The organism is Polynucleobacter necessarius, assembly GCF_900096765.1.
Taxonomy (GTDB): domain Bacteria; phylum Pseudomonadota; class Gammaproteobacteria; order Burkholderiales; family Burkholderiaceae; genus Polynucleobacter; species Polynucleobacter necessarius_F.
In genome coordinates, this window is record NZ_LT615228.1 from 668135 (window position 1) to 688137 (window position 20003).

At 45.0% G+C, this 20003-nt stretch carries 11 protein-coding genes and 3 pseudogenes; 6 read left to right on the plus strand and 8 right to left on the minus strand.

Translation table 11 applies throughout. The features are described 5' to 3' along the window. Positions 1 to 48: 48 nt before the first annotated feature. The 5 genes and pseudogenes from carB to gloB all read right to left on the minus strand — a co-directional run bounded on the left by carB (position 49) and on the right by gloB (position 8918). On the minus strand, positions 49 to 3312 hold the full coding sequence (gene carB / locus DXE33_RS03525; RefSeq protein ID WP_114638640.1) for a carbamoyl-phosphate synthase large subunit: 3264 nt from the start codon (positions 3310 to 3312) through the stop codon (positions 49 to 51). Then, complete coding sequence (carA, locus tag DXE33_RS03530; protein WP_114639709.1) at positions 3312 to 4499, minus strand: glutamine-hydrolyzing carbamoyl-phosphate synthase small subunit; 1188 nt, start codon at positions 4497 to 4499, stop codon at positions 3312 to 3314. Before carA ends, carB begins: the two co-directional genes overlap by 1 nt. Positions 4500 to 4748: 249 nt before the next feature. Beyond that, a pseudogene (locus DXE33_RS03535) lies at positions 4749 to 6639 on the minus strand (propionate--CoA ligase). A 29-nt stretch (positions 6640 to 6668) separates the two neighbouring features. Next, the gene (locus DXE33_RS03540; protein ID WP_114638641.1) at positions 6669 to 8111 is read right to left on the minus strand and encodes a transglycosylase SLT domain-containing protein; all 1443 of its coding nucleotides are present in this window, start codon (positions 8109 to 8111) and stop codon (positions 6669 to 6671) included. Continuing rightward, positions 8111 to 8918, minus strand: a pseudogene (gene gloB / locus DXE33_RS10660) (hydroxyacylglutathione hydrolase). Before gloB ends, DXE33_RS03540 begins: the two are co-directional and overlap by 1 nt. Positions 8919 to 8924: 6 nt before the next feature. Between gloB and DXE33_RS03550 the strand changes: the two are divergent. The 5 genes and pseudogenes from DXE33_RS03550 (at position 8925) to dnaQ (ending at position 15437) form a co-directional block, all read left to right on the plus strand. After that, entirely contained in the window at positions 8925 to 9743 is an 819-nt protein-coding gene (locus DXE33_RS03550; RefSeq protein ID WP_114638642.1) for a class I SAM-dependent methyltransferase, read from the plus strand. A gap of 9 nt (positions 9744 to 9752) precedes the next feature. Continuing rightward, positions 9753 to 10214 carry a ribonuclease HI gene (gene rnhA / locus DXE33_RS03555; RefSeq protein WP_114638643.1) on the plus strand — a complete coding sequence of 154 codons (462 nt, stop codon included), beginning with the start codon at positions 9753 to 9755 and terminating at the stop codon, positions 10212 to 10214. Between the two features lie 135 nt (positions 10215 to 10349). After that, on the plus strand, positions 10350 to 11630 hold the full coding sequence (locus tag DXE33_RS03560) for an efflux RND transporter periplasmic adaptor subunit (protein ID WP_231970360.1): 1281 nt from the start codon (positions 10350 to 10352) through the stop codon (positions 11628 to 11630). Next, positions 11627 to 14727 (plus strand): annotated as a pseudogene (locus DXE33_RS03565) (efflux RND transporter permease subunit). Before DXE33_RS03560 ends, DXE33_RS03565 begins: the two are co-directional and overlap by 4 nt. Further along, on the plus strand, positions 14727 to 15437 hold the full coding sequence (gene dnaQ / locus DXE33_RS03570; protein WP_114638645.1) for a DNA polymerase III subunit epsilon: 711 nt from the start codon (positions 14727 to 14729) through the stop codon (positions 15435 to 15437). Before DXE33_RS03565 ends, dnaQ begins: the two are co-directional and overlap by 1 nt. Here the strand turns inward: dnaQ and DXE33_RS03575 are convergent. The 3 genes from DXE33_RS03575 to DXE33_RS03585 all read right to left on the minus strand — a co-directional run bounded on the left by DXE33_RS03575 (position 15434) and on the right by DXE33_RS03585 (position 19072). Next, positions 15434 to 17497: an O-linked N-acetylglucosamine transferase, SPINDLY family protein gene (locus DXE33_RS03575; RefSeq protein ID WP_114638646.1), complete on the minus strand. Its 2064-nt coding sequence runs from the start codon at positions 17495 to 17497 to the stop codon at positions 15434 to 15436. The genes dnaQ and DXE33_RS03575 overlap by 4 nt on opposite strands. A gap of 18 nt (positions 17498 to 17515) precedes the next feature. Continuing rightward, positions 17516 to 18607, minus strand: coding sequence for a tartrate dehydrogenase (locus DXE33_RS03580; RefSeq protein WP_114638647.1), 1092 nt, complete (start codon positions 18605 to 18607; stop codon positions 17516 to 17518). A 63-nt stretch (positions 18608 to 18670) separates the two neighbouring features. Next, complete coding sequence (locus DXE33_RS03585; RefSeq protein ID WP_331851795.1) at positions 18671 to 19072, minus strand: hypothetical protein; 402 nt, start codon at positions 19070 to 19072, stop codon at positions 18671 to 18673. A 333-nt stretch (positions 19073 to 19405) separates the two neighbouring features. Between DXE33_RS03585 and DXE33_RS10360 the strand changes: the two genes are divergently transcribed. Further along, positions 19406 to 19993 carry an amidase family protein gene (locus tag DXE33_RS10360; protein ID WP_114638648.1) on the plus strand — a complete coding sequence of 196 codons (588 nt, stop codon included), beginning with the start codon at positions 19406 to 19408 and terminating at the stop codon, positions 19991 to 19993. Positions 19994 to 20003 lie beyond the last annotated feature (10 nt).

Here is a 20003-nt window from a genome sequence, read left to right on the forward strand (position 1 = left end):
CCTAACGTAAATGAAGGCGCAAAACGCGCCAGTAAAGTCAATTTTAGATTAAATGAGTGCCCGATGTAAGTTTTGTAGCGAATAGACCTCAAGCGATTCTTTGCTGCCATTTTGGGAAGCTAGCAAACCATCCATGACTGCGCGTGCAGCACTAATAGTGGTGTAATAAGTCACGCCATTGGCCTGAGCGCTAGTTCGGATAGAGCGTGAATCCGCAATTGCAGTCCGAGTCTCATCCACGGTTGTAAACACCAGAGAAATTTCGCCATTTTTAATGAAATCCACAATGTGTGGACGACCATCTTTCACTTTATTCACGATCCGAACTGGTAAACCAGCCGCCTCAATTGCAGCCGCAGTTCCTTTGGTTGCAACCATTGGGAAACCTAATTGATGCAAAAGCTGAGCAACTTCAACTGCCTTGGATTTATCACTATCTTTGACAGTGAGCAGCACGGTACCACTCTTAGGCAATTTGATGCCAGCCCCAAGCTGGGACTTAAAGAGGGCTTCACCAAAGGTTTTACCAACACCCATCACTTCACCAGTAGATCGCATCTCTGGTCCCAGTATTGGATCAATGCCTGGAAATTTATTAAATGGGAAGACTGCTTCTTTTACAGAGAAATATGGCGGTTTTACTTCAACATGAATGCCCTGCTGCTCTAATGTTTGACCCACCATGCAACGGGCTGCAATCTTGGCTAACTGTAAGCCAGTTGCTTTAGAAACAAACGGCACGGTACGAGAGGCGCGTGGGTTAACTTCCAGCACATAGATCACATCCTTACCGTCGACATTTTGGATCGCAAACTGAACGTTCATTAATCCAACAACGTTGAGGCCTTTAGCCATAGCCGCAGTTTGACGTTTGATTTCTTGAACGGTTGCATCAGAAAGAGAATAAGGAGGCAATGAACAAGCTGAGTCACCAGAGTGAACACCAGCCTGCTCAATATGCTCCATCACACCACCGATAAAGACTTTGCCACCGTCACTGATGCAATCGACATCACACTCAATGGCGTCATTCAAAAAGCGATCTAGCAAAACTGGGGAATCATGTGAAACCTTGACAGCTTCGCGCATGTAACGCTCAAGATCACGGCCATCATGAACGATTTCCATGGCACGACCACCAAGCACATAAGATGGACGGACAACTAATGGATAGCCAATTTCTTCAGCTAACTTCAATGCTTCATCTTCGGTACGCGCAGTGCGATTAGGCGGCTGACGTAATCCTAGATCTTGTAACAATTTTTGGAAGCGCTCACGATCTTCTGCTGCATCAATCATGTCAGGTGATGTACCAATGATCGGGACACCATTACGCTCTAAATCTAAAGCCAACTTCAGTGGCGTTTGACCACCATATTGAACAATCACGCCCTTTGGTTTTTCTTTAGCAACAATCTCGAGAACATCTTCAAGTGTCAATGGCTCAAAGTACAAACGATCAGAGGTGTCATAGTCAGTAGAAACCGTTTCTGGATTGCAGTTAACCATGATTGTTTCGTAACCATCATCGCGCATTGCCAAAGCGGCATGAACACAGCAATAGTCAAACTCAATACCCTGCCCAATACGATTAGGGCCACCACCCAACACCATAATCTTTTCTTTGGTAGTTGGACGTGATTCACATTCACCATGCTCAGCCTCATAAGTTGAATACATATAGGCCGTATTAGTTGAGAACTCAGCAGCACAAGTATCTACGCGCTTATATACAGGAAGCACTCCTAAACGATGCCGAGCAGCCCGAACTGACGAAGCATCAACACCGAGCAATTTAGCTAGGCGACGGTCTGAGAATCCCTTTTGTTTTACAAAGCGCAGTTCTGCAGAGGAAAGACTATCAATCTTGCGTAACTTCAGTTCTGTTTCAATAGTAATAAGCTCTTCAATCTGTTCTAAGAACCAAGGGTCAACCTTAGTTTCGTTATAGATTTCATCTAAACCCATGCCCATTCGGAAAGCATCCGCTAGATACCAAATGCGGTCCGGTCCAGGCTCATGGATTTCATTAATGATGTCATCCAAATCGTTAGATACTTCATCCAAGCCATCCACACCAACCTCTAGTCCACGTAATGCCTTTTGGAATGACTCTTGGAAGGTACGGCCAATAGCCATCACTTCTCCAACAGACTTCATCTGAGTAGTTAAGCGGGAATCTGCTTGTGGAAACTTTTCAAATGCGAAACGCGGAATTTTAGTAACCACATAGTCGATAGATGGTTCAAACGATGCAGGTGTTGCGCCGCCAGTAATATCGTTTTTCAATTCATCCAGCGTATAGCCCACTGCAAGTTTTGCAGCAATCTTGGCAATTGGGAAACCAGTAGCTTTAGATGCCAATGCGGATGAGCGAGAAACACGTGGATTCATCTCAATCACAATCATGCGACCGTCTAATGGATTAATGGAGAACTGAACATTGGAACCACCAGTATCAACACCAATCTCTCTGAGAACGGCGATTGAGGCATTTCGCATCAATTGATATTCTTTATCGGTCAATGTTTGCGCTGGCGCTACAGTAATAGAGTCACCAGTATGAACTCCCATTGGGTCTAAGTTTTCAATAGAACAAACGATGGTGCAATTGTCATTGCGATCACGCACCACTTCCATCTCAAATTCTTTCCAACCGAGTAAGGACTCTTCAATCAATAATTCTCGGGTTGGTGATAAATCAAGACCACGCTTACAAATCTCTTCAAATTCTTCACGGTTGTATGCAATTCCGCCACCTGATCCTCCCATAGTGAAGGATGGACGTATAACAACCGGGAAACCAGAACTACCAGTTTCTTTTTGAATTCGCTGCTGCACTTCATGGGCTTCATCCATGGAGTGAGCAATACCGGACTTAGCAGAACCCAGACCAATTTTGGTCATAGCATCTTTAAATTTCTGACGGTCTTCTGCCTTATCGATTGCTTCTGGCGATGCGCCAATTAGTTCGCAGCCGTATTTCTCTAAAACACCATGGCGATGCAAATCTAAGGCGCAATTGAGCGCTGTTTGACCACCCATAGTTGGCAAAATTGCATCTGGTTTTTCAGTGGCAATAATTCGTTCTACCACTTCCCAGGTAATGGGTTCGATATAAGTAACGTCAGCCATTTCAGGATCGGTCATGATGGTTGCAGGATTGCTGTTAACCAAAATGACTTTGTAACCTTCGTCACGCAATGCTTTACAAGCTTGAGCGCCTGAATAGTCAAACTCACATGCCTGGCCAATCACAATTGGACCGGCGCCAATAATCAAAATGCTCTTAATGTCGCTACGCTTAGGCATTATTTGCCCTCCTTCTTGCTGGTAGCATTCATCAGCTCCACAAATCGATCAAATAGATAGGCAATATCGTGCGGCCCAGGAGAAGCTTCAGGATGCCCCTGGAAACACAGTGCTGGCTTATCGCTCCAGGCCAAGCCCTGTAATGAGCCGTCAAATAGAGAGACATGGGTCACGCGGATGTTCTCGGGAAGAGTATTCGCATCCACTGCAAAACCATGATTCTGTGAGGTAATCGCAACACGACCAGTATCTAAATCTTTAACAGGATGGTTTGCGCCATGATGACCAAACTTCATTTTCAAAGTTTTAGCGCCTGCCGCTAAACCCATAATCTGATGGCCTAAGCAAATCCCAAAAGTTGGCATGCCTTTGGAAATAATTTCTTTTGCAGCAGCAATAGCGTAATCGCAAGGCTCAGGATCTCCAGGGCCATTTGAGAAAAATACGCCATCTGGGTTCATTGCAAGCACTTCTGCAGCACTCGTTTGTGCAGGCACGACCGTGAGTTCACAACCCCGCTCAGTAAGCATGCGCAGAATATTGCGCTTAACCCCAAAGTCATAAGCAACCACTTTTTTCGCTGGCTTTGATTTATCTAAAAATCTATATGCTGGCTTGCCTTCTGGGCCATGTAAATCCCATTCAGCCTCACGCCATTCATATGATTTCTTGGTGGTGACTACTTGTGCCAAGTCTAATCCGGCCATACCTGGAAAGGCTTTAGCAAGCTCCAAAGCTTTGATTCCAAGCGCCTCATAATCGTCACCCACCTTGCCAGCAACAATTGCGCCTGATTGAGCGCCCTGGTCACGCAAAATACGAGTTAGTTTTCGGGTATCAATTCCAGCAATGCCTAGGATTCCGGCTTTAATCAGGTAATTATCAAGACCACCTTCTGAGCGGAAATTCGATACCCGCTTTGGCAAATCTTTAATCACGAGACCAGCAGCATGAACTTGATCGGATTCGGCATCTTGTGCATTTACGCCAATGTTGCCAATGTGGGGATAGGTCAATGTAACGATTTGACGTGAATAACTCGGATCGGTAATGATCTCTTGATAACCTGTTAAAGCAGTATTGAAAACAACTTCACCAGTTGTCTCGCCGGGGGCGCCAATACTAAAACCGGGAAATATAGTGCCATCGGCTAAGGCCAATACGGCAGGAGGAAAAGAAGGAAGCAAGGGTGACAAACCATCTCCAGTCCCTGCTCCATCCGACGCTCAAACCCCCACAAAAAGACCAACCCGGGGGCTTGTATATGCGGGAGGTGAGTGTCTTTAAGCGCTAGGGTATTTATTAAGTTTCGAACCTTGTAATGATACCAGTTTTGCTCAATAAACCCCCAAATCACTAGCCAAATAGGGGTTGCAGGTCACCGCCCCCTTGGGTCTGCTGACCCAGGAGGAGCTCTGTAACGGCAAACCAAGAAATTAAGCTGGCGCGCTTTGTTCGATGATGGTCTTAATTTGCGCCAAGACTGCTTGATCTTCCATGGTGCTGATATCACCAGGATCACGGCCCTCTGCCACCGCCTGAAGAGCGCGCGCCGCACAATTTTGCCTGAACGAGTTTTGGGTAACGCTGTCACCACATAAACACGTCCTGGGCGTGCAATAGCGCCTAACTGGCTATCTACGGTCTTCATACACTCTTTTTCAAGATTTTCAGCTTTAGAGGCGTCTTTCGGAATAACGAACGCAATCGCCGCCTGACCCTTGAGCTTGTCTTCGATTCCGACCACAGCAACTTCAGAGATATTGGGATGGCTAGAAATACTCTCTTCAATTTCACGAGTGCCAAGACGGTGTCCTGCAACGTTAATCACATCATCGGTACGACCCAAAATAAAGAAGTAACCATCCTTATCTTTAATGCCCCAGTCAAATGTCGAGTAAATCAATTTGCCCGGAATTGTTTCCCAATAAGTACTTACAAAACGCTTGTCATCACCCCAAACGGTTTGCATGCATCCCGGCGGCAATGGACCCTCAATAGCTATAACACCTTTTTGATCTGGCCCAAGCTCTTCTGAAGTTGCATCATCAAGCAATTTCATGTTGTAACCAAATGAAGGAACACCTGGAGAGCCAAACTTATGCGGCATGACTTCAACGCCACGCTGGATCGCTAGCATTGGCCAGCCAGTTTCTGTTTGCCAATAGTTATCAACAATAGGTTTTTGAATCGCATCATGAATCCAGCTTGCAGTTGGCTCATCTAAAGGTTCGCCCGCTAAAAATAATGCTCGTAATTTAGTTAAATCATGTTTGGTTAAGAATGCAGGATCTTGTTTCTTAAGAACAGAACACGAACTGCTGTAGGGGCTGAGAACATGACTGACACGTTGTACTTGGCCACAAGCTCCCACCAAATACCAGCATCAGGACGTAATGGAGTACCTTCGTACATGATGGTTGCCATGCCGCTGAGCAATGGTGCATAAATGATGTAGCTATGTCCAACCACCCAGCCAATATCGGATGTACAGAACATGGTCTCACCAGCATTTCCGGTAAAGATGTGTTTCATAGAGGCGGCTAAGGCAACGGTATAGCCACCGGTATCGCGTTGCACCCCTTTTGGCTTACCAGTTGTGCCTGAGGTATACAAAATATATGAGGGGTGAGTTGCATCTACCCACTCGATCGGCACGAGATCGTTTATATGCTTCTGACGTTCTGTGGCGTAATCCAAGTCACGACCGGCAACAGTTGTAAATTCGGTAAGACCACGGTTAACAATCAGCACCTTCTCAGGTTTGTAACTAGCCAGCTTAATGGCCTCATCTAATAAAGGCTTGTAGGGAACTGCTTTGCCGCCCCGTGCGCCAGCTTCAGCTGTCACAATCATTTTTGGTTGAGCATCATCAATGCGAGATGCCAAACTATGTGATGCAAAGCCGCCAAACACTGCCGAGTGAATTGCTCCAATACGAGCACAAGCTAGCATTGCAAAACAAGCCTCGGCAATCATTGGCATGTAAATCAACACGCGGTCACCTTTTTTGATGCCGTTTGCTTTGTAAATAGCAGCCATACGATTGACCTCTTCGTATAGCTCTTGGTAGGTATAGGCTTTTTCTAGATTGGTTTCTGTGGAGACAGCTACCAGTGCGATTTGATTTGGACGTTCTTTAGCGTGACGATCTACCGCGTTGTAACAAAGATTGGTTAAACCACCTTCGAACCATTTAGCAAATGGAGGATTGTCGTAATTCAGTACCTTATCGAATGGTTTTTCCCAGTGAATTAACTTGGACTGCTCACCCCAAAATCCGTCTGGGTCTTTAATTGAGCGTTCGTGATGTGCTTTATAGGACATGATCAACCTAATCTAAATGGACGAAATTACTAGTTTTTGCTCGCCCCCTTATTGCTAGTTTTGCCAGTAGGGGGCAACGAACTAATATTTTTCGCAGATTTTGCAAGTCCTGTCGATGCGGATTTATGCTGAGATGCAGCATTATTTGATGAAGAATTACCCTTAGAAGCGACATTTTGCACTCCTTTTGCAGGCTCACACTTCAAAGTCTTGGCACCCTTTGCATTTTTTGAGCCCTTGGCACTCTTACCAGACGATGCGCATTTTGGTTGCGGTGGAGGCGGTTTTTCTAGGCTCAAACTGGCGTTATCTGCCATGGTCGAAGGAACATCCCCAGAATGTCCGCTAGTTTTTGGAATTAACACAGTTGATCCAGCTTTAATCCGCATCCCCTTGGGTATGCCATTGACCTGTCTTAATGCGTCGGCATCTACGCCAAGCGTTTTAGCGGCTTGATCGACACTCTCGGTTTTACCCACCTTTACTGCCGTCCAGGTTGAGAGGGGCTTGTTATATTTTTTAAGATTTTCTTGAAAAATCTCAGCATATCCAAATGGCAACAAAATTTGCTGATTTGCATTACTCAGAATCACCGGTTTATTAAACGAGGGATTTAAGCTTTGAAATTCTTCCGGTGGAATTTCCGCCAATTTAATTACCAAAGAAACGTCGATGTCATTTCCAACATCTACTGCGACAAAATAAGGGTGATTTTCTAATTCGGGCAATACGATGCCGTAGGCAGATGGGTCCAAAACAATTTGGCGGTAAGCCATGAGTTTGGGTACGTAATTACGCGTCTCTCTTGGCAGAGTAAGGCTCTCATAATCCGTCGGTAAACCCAGAGCAATGTTTTTCTTTTGCGCCTTTGCAATATTTCCGGCGCCCCAGTTATAGGCAGCTAGAGCTAACTCCCAACTGCCAAACTGATTGTTTAGCCGTTGTAAATAATCAAGTGCTGCATCGGTTGACTGCAGTACATCGCGGCGCTCATCACGAAATACGTTTTGAGTTAATTGAAAGTCTTTTCCAGTCGCCGGCATAAATTGCCATAAACCCACTGCTTTTGCATTTGACTTTGCATTCGTTACAAACGCGCTCTCAACAAAAGGTAGCAAAGCAATTTCTGTGGGCATATTGCGCGCATTGACTTCCTGGACGATATAAAACAAATAGCGTGATGAACGCGCCATTGAGCGGTTCACGTAATCCGGTCTTGCGCTAAGCCAACGAACCTGTTCAATCTCCAGCGGGCTATTCATAGGCTCCATTTGAAAGCCATCACGAATACGTAACCATAAATTATCAGAAGGTGCATAGACCTTGCTAACAGACTGATTCTTTAGGTTAACGCGGGTGGCCTTGGAAGATTTTGAGCTACCCTTAGCGGGTGTATCGGATGACCAATCCCCAGTACTTGTACATCCGGATAAGAAGGCGGCAATTGCAATTGCCACATACAACACGCGCATCAGAATTGATCTTTCCAGGCTCGTATTACTGCCAATACATGAGCGGGACTGGGAAGCTGTGCCTGACCTGAAATAGCCTTGGCTGACTCAATAACCTCAGGTTGATCAGAACGCATAAATGGATTGACTTGCAACTCTTGCCCAATGGTTGTTGGCAAGGTTGGCAAGCCCTGCTCTCGCAAAGCGTTTGCTTGCTCGGACCAAGAAATTAGGTTGGTATTATTTGGCTCTACTGCAAGCGCGAACCGAATATTAGATAAGGTGTATTCATGGGTACAGTACACCAAGGTATTTTTTGGCAAGGCAGCAAAGCCAGTGACTCAGTCATCTGGATTGGTGTGCCCTCAAAGAGACGACCGCATCCACTTGCAAAAAGAGTGTCCCCACAAAACAGCATGGGCTCTACTACATTGGCCTGCATATTTGCAAAGTAAGCAATGTGACTTAAAGTGTGCCCAGGAACTTCAAACACTTTAAAACTGATACGGGGTGACACAAACTCAATCTTGTCACCTTCCCTGACAATCTGAGTGCGGCCTGGAATGTTGTTCCCCCCGCTGGACCATAAACAGAGATTGAGCCACCTAGAGCATCCACAAGCTTCAAAATACCGCCAGTATGGTCAGCGTGATGATGGGAAATTACAATGCCCTTGAGTTTGAGATGGTGCTGCGCTAGATAATCCAAAACGGGTACGCAATCACCTGGATCAACAACCAAAGCGGATTTGCCATCATGAATGCACCAGATGTAATTGTCATCAAAAGCCGGAATAGGCCAAACTTGCAATAAAGTATTCTTATCCATAGAGTGATGATACCAACCCCACCCATTCCTTCTCAGAAGCCCGCACCCCCATGGAGCTCATGGGAAAAGTGGCTGCATTCACCCCCTGGACGTTACGTTCTGAGCTGGGAGCAGAAATGCTTTGATCAAATAGTTGCCGATGTATTTGGCTTTCATGCTGTGCAAATTGGCTTGCCCCAAATTAATGCACTCACAGAAAACCGCATGCCTTTACACGCCCTATTGATGAGCTCAAACGACAGTAAAGCAGAAGCCGATCGTTTTGCCTGGCACCAAATTGTAGGCAGTTCTGCAGACCTACCATTTGCTAATGAGAGTATTGATCTGATAGTCCTACCCCATGTTTTAGAGTTTGCGGCTGATCCGCACCAAATCCTGCGAGAAGTGGATAGAGTATTGAGGCCCGAGGGGCGACTGATCATCTCTGGATTTAATCCAGCAAGCCTGTGGGGAGCGCGACAGTATTTAAGCCGATTAATTGGCAACCCCTACCTTCCAAGGGATGGTCAATTCATTGGCCTGATTCGTGTGAAAGATTGGCTACAGCTACTAAATTACTCCTTAGATCGTGGACATTTTGGCTGTTATAAGCTACCCCTTCAAGGGGAATCAGCCATGAATCGCATGGATTACCTAGAGTCCATGGGAAATCGTTGGTGGCCTATTTTTGGAGCGGTATTTTTAGTATCGGCCATCAAACGACATCGAGGAATGAGGCTCATTGGCCAAATCCAAACCGTCCGCGTGCCGACCATTCCACAACTAGCTCCTGCTGCCGAACGCAATCAGCTCGGGGATTCGGTTAATCAGAAGCAAAACCAGTAAATTACGGTTATGCCCAACAGCAAACCATCCCAAACACCTCACATCGTTATCTATACCGATGGTGCTTGCAAAGGTAATCCAGGTCCAGGCGGCTGGGGTGCGGTGTTGCGCTCCGGTAACCACGAAAAGCACATGCATGGAGGTGAAAAGCTCACCACCAACAATCGCATGGAAATTTGCGCAGTCATATTTGCGCTTAAAGCCCTCAAACAAAGAAGTTCGGTTGAGTTGTGGACAGACTCCCAATATGTTCAAAAAGGGGTCACGGAATGGCTGGAGGGTTGGAAAAAGCGTGGCTGGAAGACTGCCAGCAAGGAACCCGTTAAAAATGCCGATTTATGGCAAGAGTTGGACGCCTTATTGCCCGATCACGATATTTCATGGCACTGGGTCCGTGGTCACAATAGTCACCCTGGCAATGAGCTAGCAGATCAGTTAGCCAATAAAGGCGTTGAGGAGTTTTTACCCTAGAGCTCATCAGCCTCTTACTTACACTTATAGCGAGGTCTTATGAGAAAATAGAAAAGCTCTAAAGGCCTCTAAACTGCATTAAAACCATAAAAAAACGAGACTGTGTCAAAAATAGAATCTTCTCTGGATCAGCTAGTGGCCAAACTAGGCCAGCTGAAAAATGCCACTAAGTCGCGTTTGTGCGCCCTTTGGCAAAAATATTCACCGCATACGCAAAAGCTCAAACAATTGAATTTTGCGACTATCAAGACATTCGCCATTCAATACAAGTGGCGTATCTTGTTGGTGCTGATAGCTCTGTATGCAGGTTCCAAGACTTACGATTATTTTTTTCCAGCAGCCGATAAAGCTAGGGGACCAATCACTGTGAGCACAATGGTTGTCGAGAAGAGAGATGTCCCTCTTATCATTGAGGCTACAGGCACCATTGTGTCTAATAGCATTGTTGATATACGGCCAATGATTACCAATACGGTTGCCAAAATCTTTGTAAAAGATGGACAAGAGGTCAAAGCGGGTGACCTACTCTTTCAACTAGATGACCGTAACGATAAAGCCAACTACGAGAAACTCAAGGCTTTGGCTGATGATGCGCAAGCCCAATATCTACGAGCTAAGGAATTGGTTGCCAAGAATTTCATTTCTAAAGCTGGCTTAGATACTTCATCCGCTAATGCGAAGTCTGCTCTTTCTGCCGCCAAAGCTGCTGAAGTGCAACTATCCTTTGATTACATCAAATCCCCAATAGATGGTCGCGCTGGTATTGTGAATGTTTTCCCAGGTTCTTTGGTGCAAGCCAGTAACGTAGTTTCAACAGCCACCAGCTCTACTTCAAGTGTGGGCGCAATGGTTACGATTACCCAATTAAATCCAATTAATGTGCAGTTTGTTATCCCCGAAAAGGACATACCCACATTACTAGAAAACCAACTCGATGGTGAGCCTCTGAAGGTTAGAGTCACCGTTGGTGATTCCAGTAAAAAGGTCTATCAAGGTACGGTTCTTGTTATCGATAATCAGGTGGATCCTTCAATTGCGGCTGTAAGAGTGAAGGCTCAAATTCCAAATGACGATATGACGCTCTTACCCGGGCAGTTCGCGCAGGTATCTCTTGTGGCAAGCGATCTAAAAGATGCCTTATTCGTTCCCTCTCAAGCCGTTGTGATTAACCCACGTGGTAAATTTGTCTACACACTTGATAAGGATGGCAAAGCAGTTTTAAATCCAGTCAAAGTCGTATACGAGTACCAAGGTTCGTCTGTAATCACAGGCATTCAGGCGGGCGATAAAGTAGTTGTTGAAGGAAAACAAAATTTACGCCCCGGCAGCAAAACTCGTGAGGCTAAATCTTCAAATGTGCCATCCGAAACTCCCAGAGCATCCGCAACGACTCCTTCTGCTAGCGATAAAAAATGACGCTCTCTGAGTTATGTATTCGTCGTCCCGTGATGACGGTGTTGCTTTCAATCGCAACCGTCATTGCCGGTACAGTCGCCTATCTAAAAATTCCTGTAGCAGCACTACCAAGCTTTAACTCTCCAATTATTTCAGTCAGCGCCTCATTACCGGGTGCATCGCCCGAGAACATGGCTGCTTCTGTGGCGCTGCCTTTAGAAAAAGAATTTTCAACCATTGATGGCATTACCGTCATCAGCTCCACAAACTTTTTAGGCAGCACTAGCATCACCCTTGAATTCAATAACGATCGAGATATTGATAAGGCTGCAGTCGATGTTCAGGCTGCTTTATTACGCGCACAAAAGCGTCTTCCGATCGAGATGACGATTCCGCCGTCCTACCGCAAGGTCAACCCGGCCGATACCCCTGTGCTAGTAGTACGCATGAGTTCTCCCTCGGTAAATTTATCGGATCTGAATGCTTATGCAGAAAACCTCTTGTCACCCAATATTTCCACGATTAGCGGAGTAGCTCAGGTTCTTGTCTATGGCGCCAAGCGCTACGCAGTTCGTGTCAGAGTCCATCCAGATGCGCTAGCCAATCGCAATCTGACCATGGATGAGGTAGCGGTTGCTATCAATAAAGCCAATGCTAATAGCCCTGTTGGTGTCTTGGATGACCCTAGGCAATCAATCACAATTTATGTGCCAATCCTCAACTTGTTAAACCAGAAGAGTTCGGCAACCTGATCATTAGTCAAAAAAATGGCTTGCCTATTTACTTAAAAGACATTGCCGAAGTTAGCGAGAGTTACGAAGATGTGAAGACTCTGGCTAGCGCAAATGGCGAACGCTCCATTGCAATTGCCATACTTCGTCAACCCAGCGCTAATACTGTTGAAGTTGTTAGGGCTGTAAAACAGCTATTACCAGAGTTACAAAAACAAATGCCGGAGTCCATCAAACTCCAACTATTGAATGACCGCTCTTTGTCAATTATCGAAGCGATACATGACGTCAATTACACACTTGCACTCACGGTATTGCTTGTAGTTTTGGTGATCTTTCTTTTCTTAAAGCATATTTCTGCCACGATCATTCCTTCAATCAGCTTGCCAATTTCATTAATTGGTGCCTTCTTCTTGCTCTATTTCTTGGGTTATAGCCTAGACAATATTTCCTTACTAGGAATCACGCTAGCGGTAGGCTTGGTAGTTGACGATGCAATCGTGGTGCTTGAAAACATCATGCGTTATGTTGAGGAAGGCATGGAACCGCTGAAGGCCTCCTTAAAAGGAAGTAAAGAAGTGGGCTTCACCATCATTTCTATCTCTATCTCTTTGGTTGCCGTATTTATTCCCCTCTTCTTTATGGCGGGTCCTATTGGCCTTCTGTTTAGAGAATTTGCGGTCGTTGTTTCCTTATCTATATTGGTATCAGCACTTGTTTCTTTAACCGTTGTACCAATGTTGTGCAGCCGTTTTTTACCAAAACCTGGTCAGCATGCCAAAGAATACGAAATCAATAAAAAGTTTGATCGTTTCTTTGATTGGATGCTCAAAACCTATATCCATTATTTAGATTTAGCGCTGCATAACCGCAAAAGAGTATTGTGGGGCGCAGTATCAACCTTCGTAATTACTATAGTTCTATTTGTGTACAGCCCCAAGGGATTCTTTCCTGAAGAGGATATTGGACAAATTCAGGCTACCACTGAAGCATCAGAAGATATTTCTTTTAAAGCGATGTTAGCGCTACAAGATAAAGCCGCCGAATTGGTCAACTCTGACCCGAATGTAGCAAGCTCAATTTCGGTTGTTGGTGGTGGCGCTAGCTCAGGCACCAATACTGGACGTATATTCATCATTCTGAAAGACAAGGCCGACTGTCAAAAAATGTCTAAGGTGATGGAGGGTTTAAGGGCTAAATTCAAAGAACTACCCGGTCTTCAGGTATACATGCGCCCTGTTCAAAACCTTCAGCTTGGTGGCAAAAATAGTAAGAGTCGCTATCAGTTTATTTTGCAAAGTGTCGGCTTTGAAGGCGTTAATGAATGGGCCGATAAACTCATGCAGAAGATGCGTGCTGACCCAATGTTCCGCGATGTAACCAGTGACTCTCAATTAAAAGGTTTGAACGTTAAGATTGATATCAATCGTGAAAAGGCTGCAAGCGCAGGTGTTTCCATTGCGGATATTCGAACTGCGCTCTATTCATCTTATGGCGAGAAGCAAGTTTCAACCATCTACACTCCCGTCAACACATATTACGTCATTCTTGAGGCATCTGAAGATGATCGCCAATATGAAACCGATTTAAACAAGATCTTTGTTCGTGGTCGAGCCACTGATAAGTTAATCCCCTTGTCTAGCTTGGCCACATACACCAGAACAGTTGGCCCGACCGCAGTTAATCATCAAGGTCAAATCCCTGCTGTTACCCTTTCGTTTAACTTGGCTCCAGATGTCTTTCTTGGTGATGCCACCAAGAAGATTGAGGAATACACTAAACAAATTGACTTGCCGCCATCGATTATTACCAGCTACAGTGGAGATGCTGCAGTATTTAAAAGCAATCAATCAGGTCAGTTAATTTTGATTTTTGCCGCCTTGGGCGTAATTTATATTCTGCTGGGTGTTCTTTATGAGAGCTATATACACCCTCTTACGATTTTGGCAGGATTACCATCCGCAGCAATTGGGGCGATATTAGCCTTAAGAGTTTTCGGCTTTGAGCTCACTGTTGTTGCTTCTATTGGCATTTTATTGCTGATTGGTATTGTCAAGAAAAATGCGATCTTGATGATCGACTTTGCTTTAGAGGCACAGCGTACCCAAGGCATGACGCCTGAGAAAGCAATTCGGGAAGCGTGTATATTGCGATTCCGTCCAATTATGATGACCACATTTGCTGCGCTGATGGGAGCGTTGCCAATTGCTTTAGGCATCGGAGCTGGTGCTGAGCTACGACAGCCCTTAGGTATTAGCGTTGCCGGTGGGTTAATTTTCTCTCAATTTGTTACTTTAATCATTACCCCGGTAATTTATTTGTACTTGGATAAGTATGCAGGTAATGGACCAATGGATATTCCGGCTTCCGTTCTAGAGGGAACCTAATGCGTCAAGTTATTCTCGATACAGAAACAACAGGCCTTAATCCTGCCACCGGCGACCGTGTGATTGAAATTGGATGCGTTGAAGTCATTGATCGTCGCTTAACTGATCGCACCTTTCACTATTACATCAATCCCGAACGAGATATTGATGCTGGTGCATTTGCTGTACACGGTCTTTCAAGAGAGTTTTTGTCTGATAAACCTGTTTTTGGTAGCATCGTTGATCAACTGATTGAATTTGTTGATGGCGCTGAAATTGTTATTCACAATGCTGCGTTCGACTTAGGCTTTTTGGATAATGAATTTGCCTTGCTAAAGCGCCCTCCATTTCGAAGTCTTGCGTCAAAAATCATTGATACCTTGTTAGATGCTCGGCAAATGTTTCCAGGCAAGCGCAACTCTTTAGATGCATTATGCGAGCGCTTTTCCATCAGCAATGAGCATCGCACTCTTCACGGCGCTTTACTTGATGCACAACTTTTAGCTGAAGTGTATATTGCCATGACCAGAGGTCAAGAAGACCTCTCAATTGATTTGATTGATTACACCGTAGGCGCTGATGCTTCGGGCAACACCAAACCTATTCCTACGAACTTAAAAGTTTTCGCCGCAAGCCCAGATGAATGTCAGCAACATGAGAAGATTCTTGCTGAAATCGCTAAGGGAAGCAAGAAAGAGCCCGTGTGGACACCTACATCTGTAGCTAACTAGGATTTTTCCTCAACAAAACTGATATATAGTGCTTCCAAATCTTTGACGTATTGATGTGTATCGAATAAGGATTTGGTTAAACGGTGATCACACAACTTGTTTTTGATTTGCTTTAATAACTCTGGATTGTGAGAATATTCCAAGGCCTTCGAGTAATAAGATTGCATTGATTCTGAAATTAACTCGGGCATATCAAGAGCTGTTAACTGACTGGCTGCGACCCTTCCAGCAAATGTATCGCCTAAGATCGTCAACACAGGCAGACCCGCCCATAAAGCATCAGCAGCAGTAGTGTGCGCATTAAAGTACGGAGTATCTAAAAACAAATCTGCTAAACGCAATCTACTTAAATGATCTACCCTAGATGGAACACGCTCAGCAAAAAGAATCCTGTTGGAATCCACTCCACGCATATGAGAGTGCTGCTTGAGGTTTGCTATAGCAGCGGCTGAAGGCTTAGAAAGCCATAAAACACTACCTGGAGTTTGTTTTAATAATTCCATCCATACGTCAAAGATCTGGGGCGTGATCTTATAGGAATTGTTGAATGAGGCAAATACAAATCCGCTATCTGGAAGACCTTGACTTTGTCTTGAAGGAATTGGCCCAAATTCCTCATGAGAAATAATGCTATCAGCCGGAAAAAATGAATGGGGCATACAAGCAAGCTTCTCAACATAATATGACTGATGCTCAGGGGGTACGGCAATTTGGTCGCAAACTAGATAGTCGTAAAAATCGGCGCCAAGGGTACCCGCATAACCTAAATAATTCACCTGAACTGGTGCAAGCTTGAGCCCAAACAAACCCGTTCTAGCGTTGGCGGTATGACCATTTAAGTCAATCGCAATATCAAATTGTTGCTCACGAACAATCTCGCACGCTTGAGCATCATTTAATCCGTGGAGAGGAATCATACGATCAAAAGATTTCGCTAAACGAGACTCCAATGCATCACTAGTGGGTTTATTTAATGTAACTCCAATCACTTCAAAACGCCCTCGATCGTGTAATCGAATGATGTGTTCCATCAAGATACCAACCGGATGATCTTTGAGGTCGCTAGAAAAATATCCTATCCGAATTTTTCGACCGGCTATCGGCGATGACAGTGGAATAGATCCTGAATTGATAACATGAACGCGCTTTTGTATATAAACCTGGGCAGCTTTTTTCTGATGCTCCAAAGAAGCAGGCGTTTGAAGTAGGATAAATGGAGGGATTGCGCTTTTGAGCTGGGCAACTTCTTTGACCCCCCTTTCAATCAGCTCTTGACTTTGATTCCATTCACATTGGGTGGTATACGCATTCAGTAACTGGCCAATTAAAAATGGGTGCTCTGGAACGAGTTCATAGGCCATTTGATAGCTCTGCAAGGACTCCTCACCACGTTTGAGCTCCTGCAATGTATTGCCTTGATTTGACCAAGCTTCGCCGTAAAGCGGATTTAAGGTTAACGCTTTTTCATGAGCCTTCAGCGACTCCTCAAACCGGCCTAAATCATATAGAGCGTTACCGTAATTAGTCCACGTCTCTGCATAGCTGGGATTTAACTGTAATGCATTTTCATAAGATACAAGAGCCTGCTCTGGCAAACCTTGCTCTACCAATAAATTTCCTTGATTAGACCAAGCTAGAAAATAGTTGGGCGCTAAATTTATGGCCATTTCATAACATGCGGATGCTTTATCAAACTGCCCCAGCTTGCCATAAGCAGTACCCATATCCGTGAGGATTTGAGGATTGTTTTGAACCAGTCTATTTAGCTTTTGGTAAGTTTCTAGGGCTTGAGCATAAAGCTCGGCACCCTGTTGTGCTTTGGCTAAGTTATTGAGTAGTTCTGGATTTTTTCCATCCAACGATGCCGCCTTTGTTAGCGGGACAACAGCCTCTGGGATGCGACCCTGCATTGCCAAAGAGAGCCCCAACACTTGCAAAGCAACCAGATCTTTTTGATTAATTCGCAGTATCGATTGGGCTATACGCTCAGTAGCATCAAGATGTTGATTCTGAAACTCCCGCATCATTTGCTGTATTAACGGTGCGTATGGCTGCGTCATGCCTTATTTTAAGAGGGATTAAACCGCTGCAGCAATCGCTTTGCCAAGATCATCCGTTTTAGCTGTGCCACCAAGATCTGGTGTTAGAGGAGCATTACCTGGGCCAGATGCAAGAACTGTTTCAATGGCATTAAAAATCGCTTTGCCAGCCTCTGGATAACCAAGGTGATCAAGCATCATCGCGCCACTCCAAATTTGCCCAATTGGATTGGCAATCATCTTGCCGAAGATATCAGGGGCTGACCCGTGGACTGGCTCAAATAATGATGGAAATTTTCCTTCTGGGTTAATGCTACCGGATGGAGCAACCGCGATAGTTCCCGTACAAGCTGGACCCAAGTCAGACAAAATATCACCAAACAGGTTACTAGCAACAACCACATCAAAACGATCTGGATTCATCACAAAATGAGCGGCCAAAATATCGATGTGATACTTATCAGTTCTAACATCCGAAAACTTTTTAGACATCGCCTCAACACGCTCATCCCAGTATGGCATGGTGATGGCAATACCATTAGATTTAGTCGCTGAAGTGAGGTGCTTTTTAGGGCGACTTTGAGCCAGGTCAAAGGCGTATTGCAAAATTCTATCTACGCCCTGTCGCGTGAAGATAGACTCTTGAATGACAAACTCGCGATCCGTATCTGGGAACATTTTTCCGCCAACACTAGAGTATTCGCCTTCTGTATTTTCACGAACTACAAAAAAATCAATATCGCCAGGTTTGCGATTTGCCAATGGGCAAGGAACTCCCGGTAACAAGCGTACTGGACGCAAATTAACGTATTGATCGAAGCCGCGACGAAATTGAATCAAACTTCCCCAAAGCGAAATATGATCAGGCAATATGTCTGGCATACCAACAGCGCCAAAGAAGATGGCGTCGTATTTCATGAGAATGTCAAACCAATCATCCGGCATCATTTTGCCGTGCTTTAAATAGTAATCACAGCTTGCAAAATCAAAATGATCAAATTGCATGCCAATATTAAATTTACGGTTTGCCGCTTCGAGAGCGCGCACTCCTTCGGGCATAACTTCTTTTCCAATGCCATCACCGGGGATAACGGCAATCTTTGGATTCTTAAATATTTTTTTAGCGTTCATGGATGAATAGTCTCGAATAGTTAGTTATTGTTGGTCCAAGGGTTCAATTTTACCCGTGAAAACCTAGCTGATAGCCCGTCGAATCTCATCTGGAGACTGCTTGGCGCCCTTACCTACCGATTCACTATCGTAGTCAGCAGTGTTCTCAATAGTTTCGGGTACTGCTTCTTGCATTCTGATATTGTCCTTCGGACAAATTGGCGCGCCATAGCTTGCCCACTTTTTTAATAAAGTGACCTCGTAGCCGCATTGAGCACATTTAGCCTTACTCCTACTAACATTGCTTGGTCGCGGCGGAGGAAAAACAATCGCCTGATGTGGATAGGGCTCCAACTCTTGGCTAATCATCATCAACTTTACCGTGAGCTCTTCTGTGGCATGAGCCATTCTGGCAGGCCCCTCTAGGCCAACAGTTTGGGCGATACCCTTGAAGTCATCACCATGCCCACTAAAGCAATCATCCACAGCATGACAAAGCTCGTGAACCAGCGTATCTAATAACTGGACTGGATCATCTATCTTGGGGGAGGTAAAAATCTCATTGAAACCCCCCGCCAGATCGCTCTCGTGGCCAACATTGGCCTAAAGTTGTTCTCGGACTACTCGAGGCCGAAAAGCCACAAGAAACTCGTACAGGGGGAATGGCATAGCCAGCCTTAGAAAATACTGGTTCAAGGTGGCGAACCGCATCCTCAAGCCAGGCTTCGCGAACGGTATGTTGCTTCATTTTTATGCAATTTTTTAGAAATATTTAAACTGTAAATTGCGATCATACGCCACCAAAAATAGAATAGTTCAATGAAAGATCTTGAATGCCTAAGCGCATCGCAAGCAGTTAAAGCACTATCTCGCAGAGAGATCAAAGCTACTGATTTATTGCTTTCTTGCCTTGACCGGATTGGACAGCGTGAGAGCCTTGTGAAGGCTTTTGGTAAGGAAAACTCCCTGGTGCGAGCCAAAACCCTTGATAAAGGGGCTCTCAGGGGCATATTGCATGGTCTTCCCATTGGCGTAAAAGATTTATTTGATACCTTTGATTTACCTACATCGTATGGTTCTGCCGCCTATGCAAACCATTACCCAAGCACAGATGCGGTCTCCGTAGCCTTGCTACGCCAAGCAGGCGGCATTATTTTGGGAAAGACTGTCAGCACTGAATTTGCCTCATTTAAGAGCGGTCCGACCACTAATCCGCATAACCTGCTGCATACACCAGGGGGATCTTCTAGTGGATCAGCGGCAGCAGTGGCTGACTACATGGTGTCATTGGCTACCGGGAGCCAAACTGCTGGATCTATTATTAGGCCAGCATCTTTTTGTGGTGTTATTGGTTATAAACCATCTTTTGGAAAGATTAGTACAGGAGGAGTTAAAAGAAAAGTCTAGCGCCCTCTCT